Origin of the sequence: Actinomyces sp. zg296, from assembly GCF_009829695.1 — a bacterium.
GTDB classification, from domain to species: Bacteria; Actinomycetota; Actinomycetes; order Actinomycetales; family Actinomycetaceae; genus Actinomyces; species Actinomyces marmotae.
On record NZ_VWPG01000004.1, the window covers coordinates 51,073 to 65,512 of the forward strand.

The 14,440-nt window shown below is 73.4% G+C and carries 10 protein-coding genes; 7 read left to right on the plus strand and 3 right to left on the minus strand.

The window, feature by feature from the left end; translation table 11 throughout:
- Nucleotides 1-11: 11 nt before the first annotated feature.
- Genes hisS through GVV76_RS04195 form a run of 3 tightly spaced genes read left to right on the plus strand, consistent with a single transcriptional unit; the run spans nt 12 to nt 4,926 of the window.
- Nucleotides 12-1,415, plus strand: coding sequence for a histidine--tRNA ligase (gene hisS, locus GVV76_RS04185; protein ID WP_159625219.1), 1,404 nt, complete (start codon nt 12-14; stop codon nt 1,413-1,415).
- Between the two features lie 8 nt (nt 1,416-1,423).
- A complete protein-coding gene (locus GVV76_RS04190) occupies nt 1,424-3,250 on the plus strand; it encodes a dynamin family protein (RefSeq protein WP_159625221.1) in 1,827 nt (608 codons plus the stop codon).
- On the plus strand, nt 3,247-4,926 hold the full coding sequence (locus GVV76_RS04195) for a GTPase (protein ID WP_159625223.1): 1,680 nt from the start codon (nt 3,247-3,249) through the stop codon (nt 4,924-4,926). Before GVV76_RS04190 ends, GVV76_RS04195 begins: the two co-directional genes overlap by 4 nt.
- Before the next feature lie 152 nt (nt 4,927-5,078).
- On the opposite strand, the gene GVV76_RS04200 is transcribed toward GVV76_RS04195, so the two are convergent.
- Nucleotides 5,079-7,601 (minus strand): DEAD/DEAH box helicase, encoded by a 2,523-nt coding sequence (locus GVV76_RS04200; RefSeq protein WP_159625225.1) that lies wholly within the window; start codon nt 7,599-7,601, stop codon nt 5,079-5,081.
- Nucleotides 7,602-8,224: 623 nt separating this feature from the next.
- On the opposite strand from GVV76_RS04200, the gene GVV76_RS10380 reads away from it, so the two are divergent.
- From GVV76_RS10380 to aspS, 3 genes are all read left to right on the plus strand, one after another.
- The gene (locus tag GVV76_RS10380; RefSeq protein WP_236263232.1) at nt 8,225-10,300 is read left to right on the plus strand and encodes a hypothetical protein; all 2,076 of its coding nucleotides are present in this window, start codon (nt 8,225-8,227) and stop codon (nt 10,298-10,300) included.
- 11 nt (nt 10,301-10,311) lie between these two features.
- Complete coding sequence (locus tag GVV76_RS04210; RefSeq protein WP_201292194.1) at nt 10,312-11,103, plus strand: DNA-directed RNA polymerase II; 792 nt, start codon at nt 10,312-10,314, stop codon at nt 11,101-11,103.
- Nucleotides 11,104-11,206: 103 nt separating this feature from the next.
- On the plus strand, nt 11,207-12,982 hold the full coding sequence (gene aspS / locus GVV76_RS04215; RefSeq protein WP_159625227.1) for an aspartate--tRNA ligase: 1,776 nt from the start codon (nt 11,207-11,209) through the stop codon (nt 12,980-12,982).
- Between the two features lie 93 nt (nt 12,983-13,075).
- Here aspS and GVV76_RS04220 read toward each other — a convergent pair whose 3' ends face one another.
- Entirely contained in the window at nt 13,076-13,399 is a 324-nt protein-coding gene (locus tag GVV76_RS04220; protein ID WP_159523848.1) for a hypothetical protein, read from the minus strand.
- Nucleotides 13,383-13,697 (minus strand): ArsR/SmtB family transcription factor, encoded by a 315-nt coding sequence (locus GVV76_RS04225; RefSeq protein WP_159625229.1) that lies wholly within the window; start codon nt 13,695-13,697, stop codon nt 13,383-13,385. The genes GVV76_RS04220 and GVV76_RS04225 overlap by 17 nt, the downstream gene beginning before the upstream one ends.
- Before the next feature lie 115 nt (nt 13,698-13,812).
- Between GVV76_RS04225 and GVV76_RS04230 the strand changes: the two genes are divergently transcribed.
- Nucleotides 13,813-14,430, plus strand: a complete 618-nt coding sequence (locus GVV76_RS04230) for an L-threonylcarbamoyladenylate synthase (protein ID WP_159523844.1) — start codon at nt 13,813-13,815, stop codon at nt 14,428-14,430.
- The last annotated feature ends 10 nt before the right edge of the window (nt 14,431-14,440 follow it).

A 14,440-nucleotide genomic window follows, 5' to 3' on the forward strand; every position in this document is an offset into this window, starting at 1 on the left:
GCCATGACACAATGCCCGCCATGGCATCGAGCGTCCAGGCGCGTCAGGCGCAATCGTCCCTGTCCGGATTCCCCGAGTGGCTGCCCGCGGGCCGCATCGTCGAGCAGTCCTTCCTGGACGCCCTGCGCGCCACCTTCGAGCTGCACGGCTTCTCCAGCATCGAGACCCGCGCCGTCGAGCCCCTGTCCGAGCTGGCCCGCAAGGGGGAGACCTCCAAGGAGGTCTACCTCCTCAACCGCCTCCAGGCCGACCCCGACGGCCCCGAGGAGGCCGACCCCGCCAAGCGCCTCGGCCTCCACTTCGATCTCACCGTCCCCTTCGCCCGCTACGTCCTCGACAACGCCGGCGCCCTCACCTTCCCCTTCAAGCGCTACCAGATCCAGAAGGTCTGGCGCGGCGAGCGCCCCCAGGACGGCCGCTTCCGGGAGTTCATCCAGGCCGACATCGACATCGTCGGCGACGGCGCCCTCCCGCTGCACAACGACGTCGAGGTCCCGCTCATCATGCACGAGGCCCTGGCCGCCCTGCCCATCCCGCCGGTCACCATCCACGTGTCCAACAGGAAGGTCGCCCAGGGCTTCTACCAATCCATCGGCGTGGGCGACGACGAGCTCATCGAGGTCCTGCGCATCGTCGACAAGCTCGACAAGATCGGCCGTGACGCCGTGGCCGTCGAGCTCACCGAGGCGGTCGGGCTGAGCGCCGACCAGGCGGAGCGCGCCCTCGACCTCGCCACCATCACCGGGACCAGCCCGAGGGCGATCGACGCCGCCGTGCGCACGGCCCTGGGCGAGGCCGCCCCCTCCGAGACGCTCCTGGAGGGCCTGGCCGAGCTCGCCGGCCTCCTCGACGCCGCCAACCTGCGGCGCCCCGGAGCGATCATCGCCGATCTTAAGATCGCCCGCGGCCTCGACTACTACACGGGCACCGTCTACGAGTCCTTCATGGCCGGCCACGAGGACCTCGGCTCGGTGTGCTCCGGCGGGCGCTACGACTCCCTGGCCTCCAACGGCAAGCGCACCTTCCCGGGCGTGGGCATCTCGATCGGAGTGTCCCGCCTCCTCGCCCGCGTCATCGGCGCGGGCCTCATCGAGGTCACCCGCGCCGTGCCCACCGCCGTGCTCGTGGCCGTCACCGACGAGGCCCACCGCGCCGACTCCGACGCCGTTGCCGACCGCCTCCGCCAGCGCGGGATCCCCGCCGACGCCGCCCCCAACGCCGCCAAGTTCGGCAAGCAGATCCGCTTCGCGGACAAGCGCGGCATCCCCTTCGTCTGGTTCCCCGGCGCCCCCGGGGAGGGCGACTCCGTCAAGGACATCCGCACCGGGGACCAGGTTCCCGCCGACGCCGCCACCTGGCAGTGCCCCGAGGATGACCTTGCCCCGCGCCTCGTGGCCCGCGGCGGCCAGGCCTGAGAGGCATCATGACCACCCCTGGCACGCCGCCCGGATCACCGGGCCACTCCGACGGCATCGGCGAGCCCGCCGCGCCCGGCGCCCTGGCGGCCACCACCGCCCTGGAGGGGCTGGGGGCGCGACTGGGCCTCATCGACCTGCCCTACGCGCTGCCCGGCGCGGCCGAGGCCGCCGCGCGCGCGGCCCTGGTCGCCGACCAGCTCGGTGACTACATCCTGCCCCGCCTGGCCAGCATCGACGCCCCACTGCTCGCCGTGGTCGGCGGCTCGACGGGCGCCGGGAAGTCCACGCTCGTGTCCTCCCTCATCCGCAGGCGCGTCGCCGCGGCCTCAGCCATCCGCCCGACCACGCGGCGCCCCCTGCTCCTCCACGCCCCCGCCGACGAGCCCTGGTTCGCCTCCGAGAGGGTCCTGGGCTCCCTGGCCCGCGTGCGCGTGCCCGAGGACGCCCCGCCCAGCGCGCCGGTCGCCCCCGACGACGGCGGGGCCCCCGTCTCCTGGAGGGAGCTGGAGGTCCGCTCCTGCCGCGAGTTGCCCCCGGGGCTCGCGCTCCTGGACGCCCCCGACGTCGACTCCGTCGTCGACGAGAACCGCGAGCTCGCCGCCACCCTCCTGGCCTCCGCCGACCTGTGGGTGTTCGTCACCACCGCGGCCCGCTACGCCGATGCCGTCCCCTGGCAGCACCTGAGGGCCGCCGCCGAGAGGGACATCGTCGTCGCCGTCGTCCTCGACCGCGTCCCCGACGGCGCCACCGCCGACGTCGAGGCCGACCTGCGGCGCCGCCTCGCCTCCGCCGGGCTCGCCACGGCCCCCGTCATCACCATCCCCGAGACCGCCCTGGACGCCGAGGGCCTCCTGCCCGACCCTCTCATCGCCCCCCTGCGGGACTGGCTCACCACCCTGGCCGCCGACGCCGAGGCCCGCCGCGGCGTCGCCCGACGGACTCTCACCGGGGCCCTGGGCGCCGCCTTGGCCCAGATCGAGTTGCTGGCCGACGAGCTCGACGCCCAGGCCCAGGAGCGCCACGAGCTCGCCGAGGCGGCCTTGACCGCCCACGCTGAGGCCGCGCGGCGGATCAGCGCCGCCTGCGCTGACGGATCCATGCTGCGCGGCGAGGTCCTGGCCCGCTGGCAGGAGTACATCGGCGCCTCCGGGATGCTCAAGGGGCTTGAGACTCACGTCGGGCGCGTCCGCGATCGCCTCAGCGCCGCGCTGCGCGGCCGGCCGGGCCCCGCCCAGCGCGTCGAGGACGCCATCGAGTCCTCCCTGGCCACCCTCATCGTCGCCGAGGCCCAGCGCGCCTCGATCGCCACTGAGCGAGCCTGGCAGCGGGCCGGCACGGCCGCTCCCGCCCTGGAGACCGCCCGCGCGGCGCTCCCCGGCCAGGAGGCCCTCACCGAGCGGGCCACTGCCCTCGTCCACGAGTGGCAGGGAGAGCTCCTGGGCCTGGTGCGGGCCGAGGGCGCCGACAAGCGCCTCACCGCCAGGCTCATCTCACTGGGCGTCAACGGGGTCGGCGTGGCCCTCATGATCGTCGTCTTCGCCCACACCGGGGGCTTAACGGGGGGAGAGGTCGGTATCGCCGGGGGCACCGCCCTCATCGCCCAGCGGCTGCTGGAGGCGATCTTCGGCGACCAGGCCATGCGCGCCATGACCGAGCGCGCGCAGATCGACCTCGACGCCCGCGTCCATGCGCTCGTCAACGAGCAGGCGACGGCGCTGGTCTCCGCCCTGCGCCAGCCCTCACCCACGGGCCCCGAGTTGAGACGAGCCGCGCGCACCGCCGCCTCCGCTCTGGAGGCCACCAGCGGCGTCACCGGGGAGGGCTGCTCATGAGCGGGGCCGGGCCCGAGCGCGCCAGGCGCGCCACGCGCGAGAACCCCGCGGCCCAGAGCCTTGCGGAGGCGCTCGGGGCGCTGGGGAGGATCATCGAGCTCGGTGACGGGCTCGGCCTCGGAGAGGATCTCGACGAGGCCCGCGAGATCGTCGCGCGCGCGGGCGCGCGGGCGTCACTGGCACCGGGGCGCACCGTCATCGCCCTGGCCGGAGCGACAGGCTCGGGCAAGTCCTCCCTCCTCAACGCGCTTGCCGGCGCGCCGATCGCCCGGACCGCCGTCACCAGGCCTACCACCACCCGCCCCCTCGCCCTCCTGCCGGGCGGGCGCGCCGATGGCGAGGCGTCCGCGCTCCTGGACTGGCTTGGCGTTGATGATCGCGTCGTCGCGCCGCTGGCAGGGGCGGTCCCCGCCGATGCGATCATCCTCGACCTGCCCGACGTCGACTCCGACGCGCCCGAGCACAGGCTTATCGCTGAGCGTATGGCCGCCCAGGTCGACGCCCTCGTGTGGGTGCTCGATCCTGAGAAGTACGCCGACGCCGTCCTCCACAAGGACTTCATCGCGCCCATGGCCGCCCACGCGGAGGTCACCCTCGTGGTCCTCAACCAGGCCGACCGGCTCGACGCCGCCTCACGCGAGCAGGTGAGCGCCGACCTGCGCCGCCTCCTGGCCCGTGAGGGCATGACCGGTGCCGCCCCGATCCTGGTCTCCGCCCGCACCGGCGAGGGAATCGATGCCCTCAGAGGCGCCTTGGAGCGCATCGCCCAGGCGCGCACCGCCTCAGTCCTCCGGCTGCGGGCCGATGCGCGCCGGGCCGCGACCCGTCTGAGCGAGCGCGTCGGGGGCGGCGGGGCCGGGGCGCCCATTGACGGCCGTCGCCTCGCCGAGGCGGCTTTCCGCGCCGCTGGTGCCGAGGTCGTCGCCAGCGCCGTCCGCGCGGCCACGATCCATCGCGGGGCGCTGAGCGTCGGATGGCCGCCGGTGCGATGGGTCCGCCGATTCCGGGCCGATCCGCTCGCCGCCCTCCACCTGCGGGGCGCCTCTCCTTCGCGCTCCAGCAGGGCGGGGGAGGGCCCCAAGCCCATCGACGCCGTCGCGCGCACATCCCTGCCCGAGCCGAGTCCCGTGGCCGTGGGGCTCCTGCGCACCGAGGCGCACCGGCTCGCCGCGGACGCCAGCGCCCACCTGCCGGGGACGGCCCGGGACGCCGTGCTCCAGCGCATGGATGAGCGCGCCGAGGCGATCGGCCGTGAGCTCGACGCGGCCGTCGCCCGCGCCGACCTGGGGATGCGCGCCCCTCGCTGGTGGTCGGCCGCCTCAGCCCTCCAATGGCTCGCCCTGGTTGTGGCGATCGCCGGGGGACTCTGGCTGGTCGCGCTGTGGGGCATGCGGGACCTGCTGCTCATCGTCGTCGAGCCGCCCCGCTGGGGCCTCGTGCCCTGGCCCGTCGTCCTCCTCGCAGGTGGCCTGGCCAGCGGCGCCCTGCTGGGGGTCATCGGCGTGGCGGCCGTGCGCGCGGGCGCCGGACGGCGGGCGGCCCGGGCCAGGAGGCGCCTGCGGCAGGCGACCGACGCCGTCGTCGACTCACGGCTCATCGAGCCCCTGCGTGTCGAGCGCGAGCGCTGGGACGAACTGGGCGCGATGGCCTCGGGCCTCAGTCAGCACGAGCGCTGATTGGTCCCAACCAGCTCCCCACCAGCGCTGACCCGCGCGTCGGGGCTGTCAAGCCCTGGGGGCCGGGACGCGGATCGCCCCGGCCGGTGCTCCGGCCGGGGGCGATCACGCCTTATCGCCCTGAGCGCGGGCGTCTCCCCGAGCGCGGGCGCTCAGGAGTCATCGCGCCGCGAGCCCCAGGGCCCCCGGTTGTCGCGGTTCCCACGGTAGCCGCCGCCGCGGTTGCCCCCGAAGCGGTTGCCCCCGCGGTCGTCGCGCCCGGAGCGGTAGCCGCGGTCGTCCCGGAAGCCCGAGTCACGGCCGCCGCGGTCCTCCCAACGACGGGCGCCACGGTCCTCCCAACGACGGCCGCCACGATCGTCCCGGTACCCGCCGCGGCGGTCGTCGTGCCCGCCGCGGCGGTCGTCGTAGCGGCCGCGGAAGCCGCGATCGCCGCGCTCGCCGCGGTCCTCCCAGCGGTGCCCGCCGCGCTCGCCCCGACCGCCGCGGAAGCCGTGATCGTCCCGCTCCCCGCGTCGGCCGCGGTCATTGGGGCTGGACCAGCCGTGGCCCGGGCCCTCATCGGGGCGGATGCGCAACTCACGGCCGGCGAAGGTCGCGCGGCCCATGACGGAGAGCTGCTCGGGGCTCAGGTCGGCGTAGATGGTGACGAGGGAGAAGGACTGGAGGATGTCGATCTTGCCGATGTCCGAGCCCTCAATCCCGCCCTCGTTGGCCAGGGCGCCCACGATCGCGCCGGGCATGACCCGGTCGCGATGGCCGACCTCGATCCGGTAGACGGTGCCGGGGCCCTCGTGCTCGCGGCGCCCGCCGCGCGCGACGCCCTGCCTGCCCTCGGGGCGCTCGCGACGCCGGTTCTCGCGGCCCCCCTCGAAACTGGCCGAGACGAAGGCGCCCTCGTCGTCGACGCTCACCTCGCGCCGCTCACGGCCCCGGCGCGGGCGGTCGTCGTCGTGGCGGCGCTGCGGTCCCTCGTCGCCCACCGCGAGGGCGAGCAGGATGGCGGCGAGCCCCTCGGCGTCGATGTCCAGCTCGGTGGTGGTGTCGGCGATGAGCGGGGCGTACATGCCCAGGCGGCCGCGCTCGTGGCGGGCGGCGGCCTTGGCCAGGAGCTTGCGGGCGCGGTGCGCGGAGACGTCGGCGGGGGAGGGCAGGGTGATCTCCTCCAGGCGTGTGCCGGTCAGGCGCTCGATCTGGCGGAGCTTGCTCTTCTCCTTGGGGGTCAGGAAGGTGACGGCCTCGCCGTGGCGGCCGGCGCGGCCGGTGCGCCCGATGCGGTGGACGTAGGCCTCGGCCTCGCGGGGCACATCGAAGTTGACGACGAGCCCGATGCGGTCCACGTCCAGCCCGCGGGCCGCGACGTCAGTGGCGACGAGGACGTCCAGGGCGCCGGCGCGCAGTCGCTCGACGAGCCGCTCGCGCTCGCGCTGGGGGACGTCACCGGAGATCGCGGCGGCCTGGATGCCCCGCCCGGCCAGTTCGATGGCGACATCCTCGGCGGTGGACTTGGTGCGCACGAAGACGATGGCGGCCTCCGCCTCGGTGACCGCGAGGACGCGGGACACCGCGCCGATCTTGTGGCGGAAGGGGACCACCGCGTAGGTCTGGTGAACCGTGTCGACGGTGGAGGACTGGCGGGAGACCTCGATGCGCGCGGGGTCGACGAGGTGCTCGGCGGCCACCCGCTCGATGGCGGGCGGCATGGTGGCGGAGAACAGCGCGGTGCGGCGCCCGGAGGGCAGGGAGGCGGCGATGGTCTCCACGTCCTCGGCGAAGCCCATGCGCAGCATCTCGTCGGCCTCGTCGAGGACGAAGTACTTCACCGCGTCCAGGACGAGCGCGCCCTTCTCGATGAGGTCGATGATGCGGCCCGGCGTGCCGACGACGACCTGCGCGCCGGACTTGAGAGCGCCGATCTGGGGGCCGTAGGGGGCGCCGCCGTAGACGGCGACGACGTCGAGGCCGCGCGAGCGCTGGGCCATGTCGGTGATGGCGTCGGCGCTCTGGATGGCCAGCTCGCGGGTGGGGGCCAGGACGAGCGCCTGGACCGTGCCGTTGCGCGAGTCGACGGCGTCGAGCAGGGGCAGGCCGAAGGCGGCGGTCTTGCCGGTCCCGGTCTGGGCGACGCCGACGACGTCGCGCCCACCGAGCAGCACGGGGATGGCCTCGCGCTGGATGGGGGTGGGGGTGGTGAAGCCCATGTCGGTGACGGCCTTGAGCAGGTCGGCGGGCAGGCCGAGGTCGGAGAAGGTGGCCTCGGCCGGCGCGCCGCCATCGTCGCGGGCGGAGTCCTCGTCCTCGTCATCGTCGTCGGTGGGATCGAAGGGCGCGTGGCCGTCGACCTCCTCCTCGTCGATGTCGGCGCCGTCGTCAGCGTGCTCGGCCTCGTCGGGCGCGTCGTCCTCGGGGTCGGCCTCGGGCAGGGCGCGGTCGACGTCGTCCTCCTCATCCTCGTGCTCGACATCCTCGGGGTCCTCGGGCGTGTCGGAGGAGGCCGGGGTGTCGAAGGAGGGCGCTGATGCGGACGAGCTGGCGGACAGTGCTGAGATGGTCGTGCCGTGAGCACGGGCGCGCGCCGCGGCGGGTGAGGCGACCCCCTCCTCGGAGGCGCTGAAGAGGTCGTCGAGGCTGAGGGGCCCGTGCTCGTCGGAGGCGGACGGGTTCTGAGTGGTCATTGAGTTCTTCCCAGGTTCTGGCCGTGAGGCCTTCGCGGAGTGTGGGGGAGCGCCGGTCGGCCTCCTCTCTTGCCGCACCTGGCCCACCACACTCGCCCACCGGCGCCCGCCGCGCGAAGGCGCGGGCGCGCTGAGGGGCTTGACGCACAGACTCACGGGCTCACTCGTCCGCGCCGCTTCCCATGCGCTGCCGGCCGCCGCGGGGCGGCAGGGCCCGGGGAATGCCCGGGGGGCTTGGGGAAGGGTGCGGGAGTCCCGAACGGGGTTCTCAGGACGCGGATCACTCCTGGGCTCAGCGTAGATGAGGGCGGGAGGGGGACCGGGACTCGCTGCAACAGGTCACAAGTGATATAGGTCTCAGGGGTGCGCCTGGAGTCGAGTTGCATCATTCCTCACCTGCGGGTATGTGCCAAGCTCTCGGTGAGAGAATCGCCTGGTCGACGACGACTCGCTGACGATCGGCCTTCGCTCGGAAGTTGATCTGCCGCGGAATCACGTCAATGGCGCAGCTCGGACGGTAATATAAGGATGTACCCACATGACCGCAGCCCCGAGCGGTCTTGACGTTCCCGGGCCCGTCGGAGACGGCGGGCCCGCCTGAGACAGGAAGCGCACCCGCCGAGATGTCCCGATCCCTGTGCCGTCCGGGCCTCGAGCCCACCCGCGCCGCGATGGTCCTACCCGCGGCGCTGGGCATCGTCCTCACCGCGGGCCTCGGCCTCGGCTCTATCGCCGTGAGCCCCACCGCCGGAGCCGATGAGCTCGGCCCGAAGGCTGCTCAGGCCCCCGGGGCGGCCCCTGCCGCCGTGGACGGCGCTAAGGCTTCCACCCCCCGGGTCAACCGCCCCATCGACCAGATCGTCGGTCGTTCCGGGGATGCTGTCGAGGCACTCGCCGATGCCCCTGCCGGCGTTGCGGAGCCCCTGAGGGCCGCGGCCGATTCCGATGCCGTGGATCCGGCTCCGGCCCCCATGGGCGGACCGCGGGTCAACAACCTTCGCCGTGCGACGGCGGCGCCGAGCCCGGCCCCGCGGCTTGAGGGGTTCCCTCGTAGGACGCCCGCTCCCGAGGCCACGACGCCGGCCCCGGGCGAGTCCCCGACGCCCGCGCCTCCGGCTCCTTCCGCCACATCCAGCGCGGCGCCCTCGCTGAGCGGCACCGCCTCGCCGTCGCCATCCGCGTCCGCTGAGCCGACCGCCTCCCCGTCGGCCGCGCCGAGCGCGTCACCCTCCGCGTCGCCGTCAGCCTCCCCGTCCGCCACGGCTAACGGGGCCCCTGAGGCGTCGCCTTCCGGCGTTCCGTCCGCCTCTCCCAGCGCGAGCGCCGCGGCGTCGCCTCGGGCGATCACCGGGAAGCCCAGGCTCAGTCTGGGCGATGGGGGCTCTTTCGGCACGACGGCGCTTGCCTTCAAGGGCTCGAACTGGGCCGACGCGAAGGGCAATGCCCTCAACGGCACCGTCAACATGACGGTGGCCCTGCGCGGTGGCGGGGGCGCGATCGACCGCAAGGCCACGATTCCGGTCAAGATGGAGAACGGCGCGTTCTCCACCATGATCGACGCTGAGTCCCTCTTCCACCTGACCACGAAGGATCTTGTGGACAACGGGTGGTTCCGCCTGCGGGTCTCCTCGCCCGATGGTGGCGTGGCCGAGTCGAGGCTGTTCTCCTTCGTCCCGGGGGGCGCGCCCGCTCCCCGGCCGACCAACGCGCCCACCGCGCGGCCGAGCACTCCCGCTCCCACGAGCGGGCCCACCGCCCCGGCGCCGACCGCCGATCCCAAGCCCGCGCCCACGGCGGAGCCGACCACGGCCCCGACCACGCAGCCCGCGCCCCCGGCGCCAACCACTGACCCCACGGCCCCGGCGCCGACCGCCGACCCCAAGCCCGCGCCCCCGGCGCCGACCGCCGACCCCACGGCTCCGGCTCCGACCGCTGATCCCAAGCCCGCGCCCACGGCGGAGCCGACCACGGCCCCGACCATGCAGCCCGTGCCCCCGGCGCCGGAGGCCCCGGCTCCCGAGGCGCCCGCCCCGGAGCCCGTGCCCGAGGCGCCTGCCGTCCCGGGCGCCCGCCCGGAGGGGCCCGCGGCCGAGCCTGCGGCCCCCGTGGCGCCGCCCACCATCACCGCCACCCTGCCCGCCGCGCCCGGGCAGGAGCCCGCCCCCGCGCAGCCCGAGGCCTCGCCGAGCGCGAGCCCGTCCGCTCAGCCCACTGAGCCCAAGCCCTCGGACCCGCCCCGCAGCCCCGTGGCCGACGGCAGCCAGTTGACCGCCGACAACGCCGGCTCCCTGTCCGGCGGGCGCCAGGGCGACCGCGTCAGCCTCGTTCTGCCGAAGGACAAGGCGAAGGAGGGCGACTGGGTCGCGGTCTTCCTCTACCCGGGTGGCAAGAGCGCCGGGTGGGTCCAGGTCGACCACTCCAACTCCGTCAAGGTTGACATCTCCAACATCGACGCCGGATCCCACAAGCTTGCGATCGCGGGCCGCGATTCCCAGCTCCTGGGATGGGTCCAGTTGGAGATCGCCCGCACGGACACGGTCAACACCGATCTCATGGACAAGGCGAACGGAGCCCCGGTCAAGGAGGCCGTCCTCGGCGGTGACGACTGGATGCTCATCAGCGCCGCCGGGATCCTCACCGCGGGCGCGGCCGCCTACATGTTCCTGGCCCGTCCGCGCGCGAGGCGCCCAGTCCAGTGAGCACAGGGCGAATGGGAAGGCCTCGCCTGGGGAGCGCCGTCGCACTGGCGGTGATGCTCTCCCTGGGCGCGGCCGCGGCCGTGGGCGCCACCACCGCCCCTCCGGCGGCTGCCGCGGACTTCATCGGCGGAGAATCAACCACAGGCACGGCATCGACCGTCAGCCCCTCGACGATCGCCTCGGGCGGTTCGCTGAGTTACACCCTCTCCGGATTCCCACCCGGGGCCATCGTGCAGATACTCATCGACGACGGCGCCGTCGGGCCCGAGCAGAGCCCCGCCGCGAGCACCGGCTCGCCGTCGGGAGGCGCGGTCGCCCAGTTCACCGTCCAGCCAGACGGCACGTACTCCGGCGCCTTCGAGCTCCCCGCCTACGTCCCGCCGGGCACCCACTGGCTGCGGTTCCGCGTCATCGGCGGCCCGGACGTGCCGACCTCCACGGTCCGCACCGCGGACTACACCAACAAGAGCCCGTACTTCACGGTCGGCGCCGTCACCGTGATCGGCGGTGAGGCCCCCACCGCGCCGGCGGCGTCCGCCTCACCAGGAGAGTCCCACAGCCCCGGGGCCACGAGCAGCCCCACCGGGGCCCCCGGGACGACCGCGCCAGCCATCGCCGAGCCGAGCAGCGACCCCGGCGACACCTCGCCGGTCGAGGTCAAGGAGGATTCCTTCCCCGTGGTGGGGGCCTGCGTCCTGGGCCTGTCCGTCCTCCTGGTCATCCTCGCCGCCACCGTGGGGACCAACCGCTGGATCCTGGCCAGGCAGCGCCGTCGCAACGACTCCGCCATCCCTGAGTACTGACGCCCCGCCGGCTGGGTAGGCTTGCCCCCGGCGCCCGCCCGTCTCGCGGTGCGCCCCGACGGGCACCGGTCTCAGTGCCCCGAATGGGAAGGAACCCAGCTCCATGCTGCGAACCCACACCGCGGGCTCACTGCGCGCCTCCGACATCGGCACCACGGTCACCCTCGCCGGATGGGTGGACCGCCGCCGGGACCATGGGGGCGTCGCCTTCATCGACCTGCGCGATGCCTCGGGCATCGCCCAGGTCGTCATCCGCGAGGACATCGCCCACGACCTGCGCGCCGAGTACGTCCTGGCTGTCACAGGCGAGGTGAGCGCCCGCCCCGAGGGCAATGCCAACCCCAACCTCCCCACCGGTGAGATCGAGGTCGTCGTCACCGACGTCGAGGTCCTCAACGCCGCAGCCCCCCTGCCCTTCCAGGTCTCCGACCACGCCGAGGACGCCGGGCAGGTCGGTGAGGAGGCGCGCCTGAAGCACCGTTACCTCGACCTGCGCCGCACGCCCATGCAGCGCGCCATCCGCCTGCGCTCGAAGGTGTCCCAGGCCGCGCGCGCAGTCCTGGCCCGCCATGACTTCGTCGAGATCGAGACCCCCACGCTCACCCGCTCCACGCCCGAGGGCGCCCGCGACTTCCTGGTGCCCGCCCGCCTGGCCCCCGGCTCCTGGTACGCCCTGCCGCAGTCCCCCCAGTTGTTCAAGCAGCTGCTCATGGTGGCCGGCATGGAGCGCTACTACCAGATCGCCCGCTGCTACCGCGACGAGGACTTCCGGGCGGACCGCCAGCCCGAGTTCACCCAGCTCGACATTGAGATGTCCTTCGTCGAGCAGGGCGATGTCATGGAGGTCGCGGAGGACGTGCTCAAGGAGGTGTGGGCCCTCATCGGCCACGAACTGGCCACCCCCATCCCGCACATGACCTACGCCGATGCCATGGAGCGTTACGGCACCGACAAGCCCGACCTCCGCTTCGGCCTTGAACTCGTCGAGCTCACCGACTACTTCAAGGACACCACCTTCCGCGTGTTCCAGAACCCCTACGTGGGCGCCGTCGTCATGCCCGGGGGCGCCTCCCAGTCGCGCCGCACCTTCGACGCCTGGCAGGACTGGGCCAAGCAGCGCGGCGCCAAGGGCCTGGCCTACGTCACCGTGGGCGATGACGGCGAGCTCGGCGGGCCCGTCGCCAAGAACATCACCGACGCCGAGCGCGCCGGCCTCGCCCGGGCCGCCGGCGCGGCCCCCGGTGACTGCATCTTCTTCGCCGCCGGCCCCGTCGACTCCTCGCGCGCGCTCCTGGGCGCCGCCCGCGTCGAGATCGGCAAGCGCTGCGGGCTCATCGATCCCGACGCCTGGTCCTTCGTGTGGGTTGTCGACGCCCCGCTGTTCAAGCCGAGCGCGGAGGCCCGCGCCGAGGGTGATGTCGCGCTGGGCGCCTCGGCCTGGACCGCCGTCCACCACGCCTTCACCTCGCCCAAGCCTGAGTGCCTCGACACCTTCGACACCGACCCGGGCAACGCCCTGGCCTACGCCTATGACATCGTGTGCAACGGCAACGAGATCGGCGGCGGGTCCATCCGCATCCACCGCCCCGACGTCCAGGAGCGGGTCTTCAAGGTCATGGGCATCGGGGAGGCGGAGGCCCACGAGAAGTTCGGCTTCCTGCTCGACGCGTTCAAGTTCGGCGCCCCGCCGCACGGCGGTATCGCCTTCGGCTGGGACCGCATCGTCTCCCTGCTCACCAAGGCCGAGTCGATCCGCGATGTCATCGCCTTCCCCAAGTCCGGGGGCGGCTACGACCCCCTGACCGAGGCCCCCGCGCCGATCACCGCAGAGCAGCGCAAGGAGGCCGGTGTCGACGCCGTCCCCGGCGACAAGGACTGACCTGAGGAGGATCCCCACGCGGAGAACCGCGGCGGGCGGCGCGAATCCGCGCCGCCCGCCGCGGTTTGACATGCGGTGGGCGAGGAGCCGTCCTCAGGCCGCGTGGGCGCAGGTGGGGCAGGCGCAGTCAGCGCAGGCGCACGAGGAGCAGGAGTCCGAGCAGTGCTCGCACTGGCAGGTGTTGTGGTTGCAGGTGGGGCAGGCGCAGTCCGCGCACTCGCACACGGCGCAGGCATCCGAGCAGTGCTCGCACTGGCACGCGGCGCACTCGTCGTAGTGGCCGCCGTCCTCGCGGTGGGCGTGGCCGTCGTGGATGTAGTCGACGTGGTCCCCGTGGATGACGGCGAGGTGGCCGCAGTCGGGGCCGTGGGTGTGGTTGTGGGCCTCAGCGGGACGGTGCTCAATGGTGGCAGTCATGGTCATGCTCCTTGGTGTGCTTGATGGCGTCGAGAACGATGTGGGCGACGTGCTCATCGATGATCGAGTAGCTCTGCCGCCTGCCGTCGCGCCGCGCCTCGACGAGATGCGCCTCGCGAAGGACTCGCAGGTGGTGGGAGACGAGGGGCTGGGAGACGCCGGTGAGCTCGACGAGCTCGGTGACATCTGCGCTGCCCTGGGTCAGGCGATGGATGATCGTGGCCCGAACGGGATTCGCCAGCGCCTTGAACAGACGGATGACCGCTGAGTCCTCCTCAAGCACCACAACCTGCCGCATACGAGGAATTTTATATCAACCCGCGCGTATATGCAATTCGATTCATGCGATGCTTCGTCGGCTCCTCCCGCCCGGATCCGCCCCGGATCGGATGGGGGAGGAGCACAATGGTCACATGTCGCGCTACATCGAGTTGCACCCGGTCAACCCCCAGGCCCGTCTCATCACGAAGGTCGTTGAGCGGCTCCGCTCCGGCGCCCTCGTCGCCTATCCGACCGACTCCGGCTACGCCCTGGCCTGCGCGCCCGGCAACAAGGAGGGCCTGGACCGGATCCGCGCCATCCGCCAGCTCGATGACAAGCACAACTTCACCTTCGTGTGCGCCGACTTCGCCCAGGTCGGCCCGTTGGCGATCGTCGGCAACAACGCGTTCCGCCTTATCAAGCGGCTCACCCCCGGCCCCTGGACCTTCATCCTCAAGGGCACCAAGGAGGTGCCCCGGATGACCCTCCACGCCAAGAAGCACACCTTGGGCGTGCGCATCCCCGACCACCCCGTGGCCCAGGCCCTCGTCGCCGAGTTCGGCGCGCCGATCCTCTCCTCCACCCTCATCCGGCCGGGCAGGACCGTTCCTGAGTCGCACGGCTGGGAGGTCGAGGAGGGCCTCGGGCACCTCATCGACGTCGTCATCGAGGGCGAGGTCGCCTCGGTCGAGCCGACGACGGTCGTGGACCTCACGTCGGATGTCCCCGAGGTCGTGCGCCAGGGCTCGGGAGACCCCGGCCTCATCTGACGCGGGCGCC

Bases quoted from the DNA above. Each gene is read 5' to 3' on its own strand.
- hisS (WP_159625219.1), top strand. From the start codon at position 12: ATGCCCGCCATGGCATCGAGCGTCCAGGCGCGTCAGGCGCAATCGTCC.
- GVV76_RS04190 (WP_159625221.1), top strand. From the start codon at position 1,424: ATGACCACCCCTGGCACGCCGCCCGGATCACCGGGCCACTCCGACGGC.
- GVV76_RS04195 (WP_159625223.1), top strand. From the start codon at position 3,247: ATGAGCGGGGCCGGGCCCGAGCGCGCCAGGCGCGCCACGCGCGAGAAC.
- GVV76_RS04200 (WP_159625225.1), bottom strand. From the start codon at position 7,601: ATGACCACTCAGAACCCGTCCGCCTCCGACGAGCACGGGCCCCTCAGC.
- GVV76_RS10380 (WP_236263232.1), top strand. From the start codon at position 8,225: ATGTCCCGATCCCTGTGCCGTCCGGGCCTCGAGCCCACCCGCGCCGCG.
- GVV76_RS04210 (WP_201292194.1), top strand. From the start codon at position 10,312: ATGGGAAGGCCTCGCCTGGGGAGCGCCGTCGCACTGGCGGTGATGCTC.
- aspS (WP_159625227.1), top strand. From the start codon at position 11,207: ATGCTGCGAACCCACACCGCGGGCTCACTGCGCGCCTCCGACATCGGC.
- GVV76_RS04220 (WP_159523848.1), bottom strand. From the start codon at position 13,399: ATGACTGCCACCATTGAGCACCGTCCCGCTGAGGCCCACAACCACACC.
- GVV76_RS04225 (WP_159625229.1), bottom strand. From the start codon at position 13,697: ATGCGGCAGGTTGTGGTGCTTGAGGAGGACTCAGCGGTCATCCGTCTG.
- GVV76_RS04230 (WP_159523844.1), top strand. From the start codon at position 13,813: ATGTCGCGCTACATCGAGTTGCACCCGGTCAACCCCCAGGCCCGTCTC.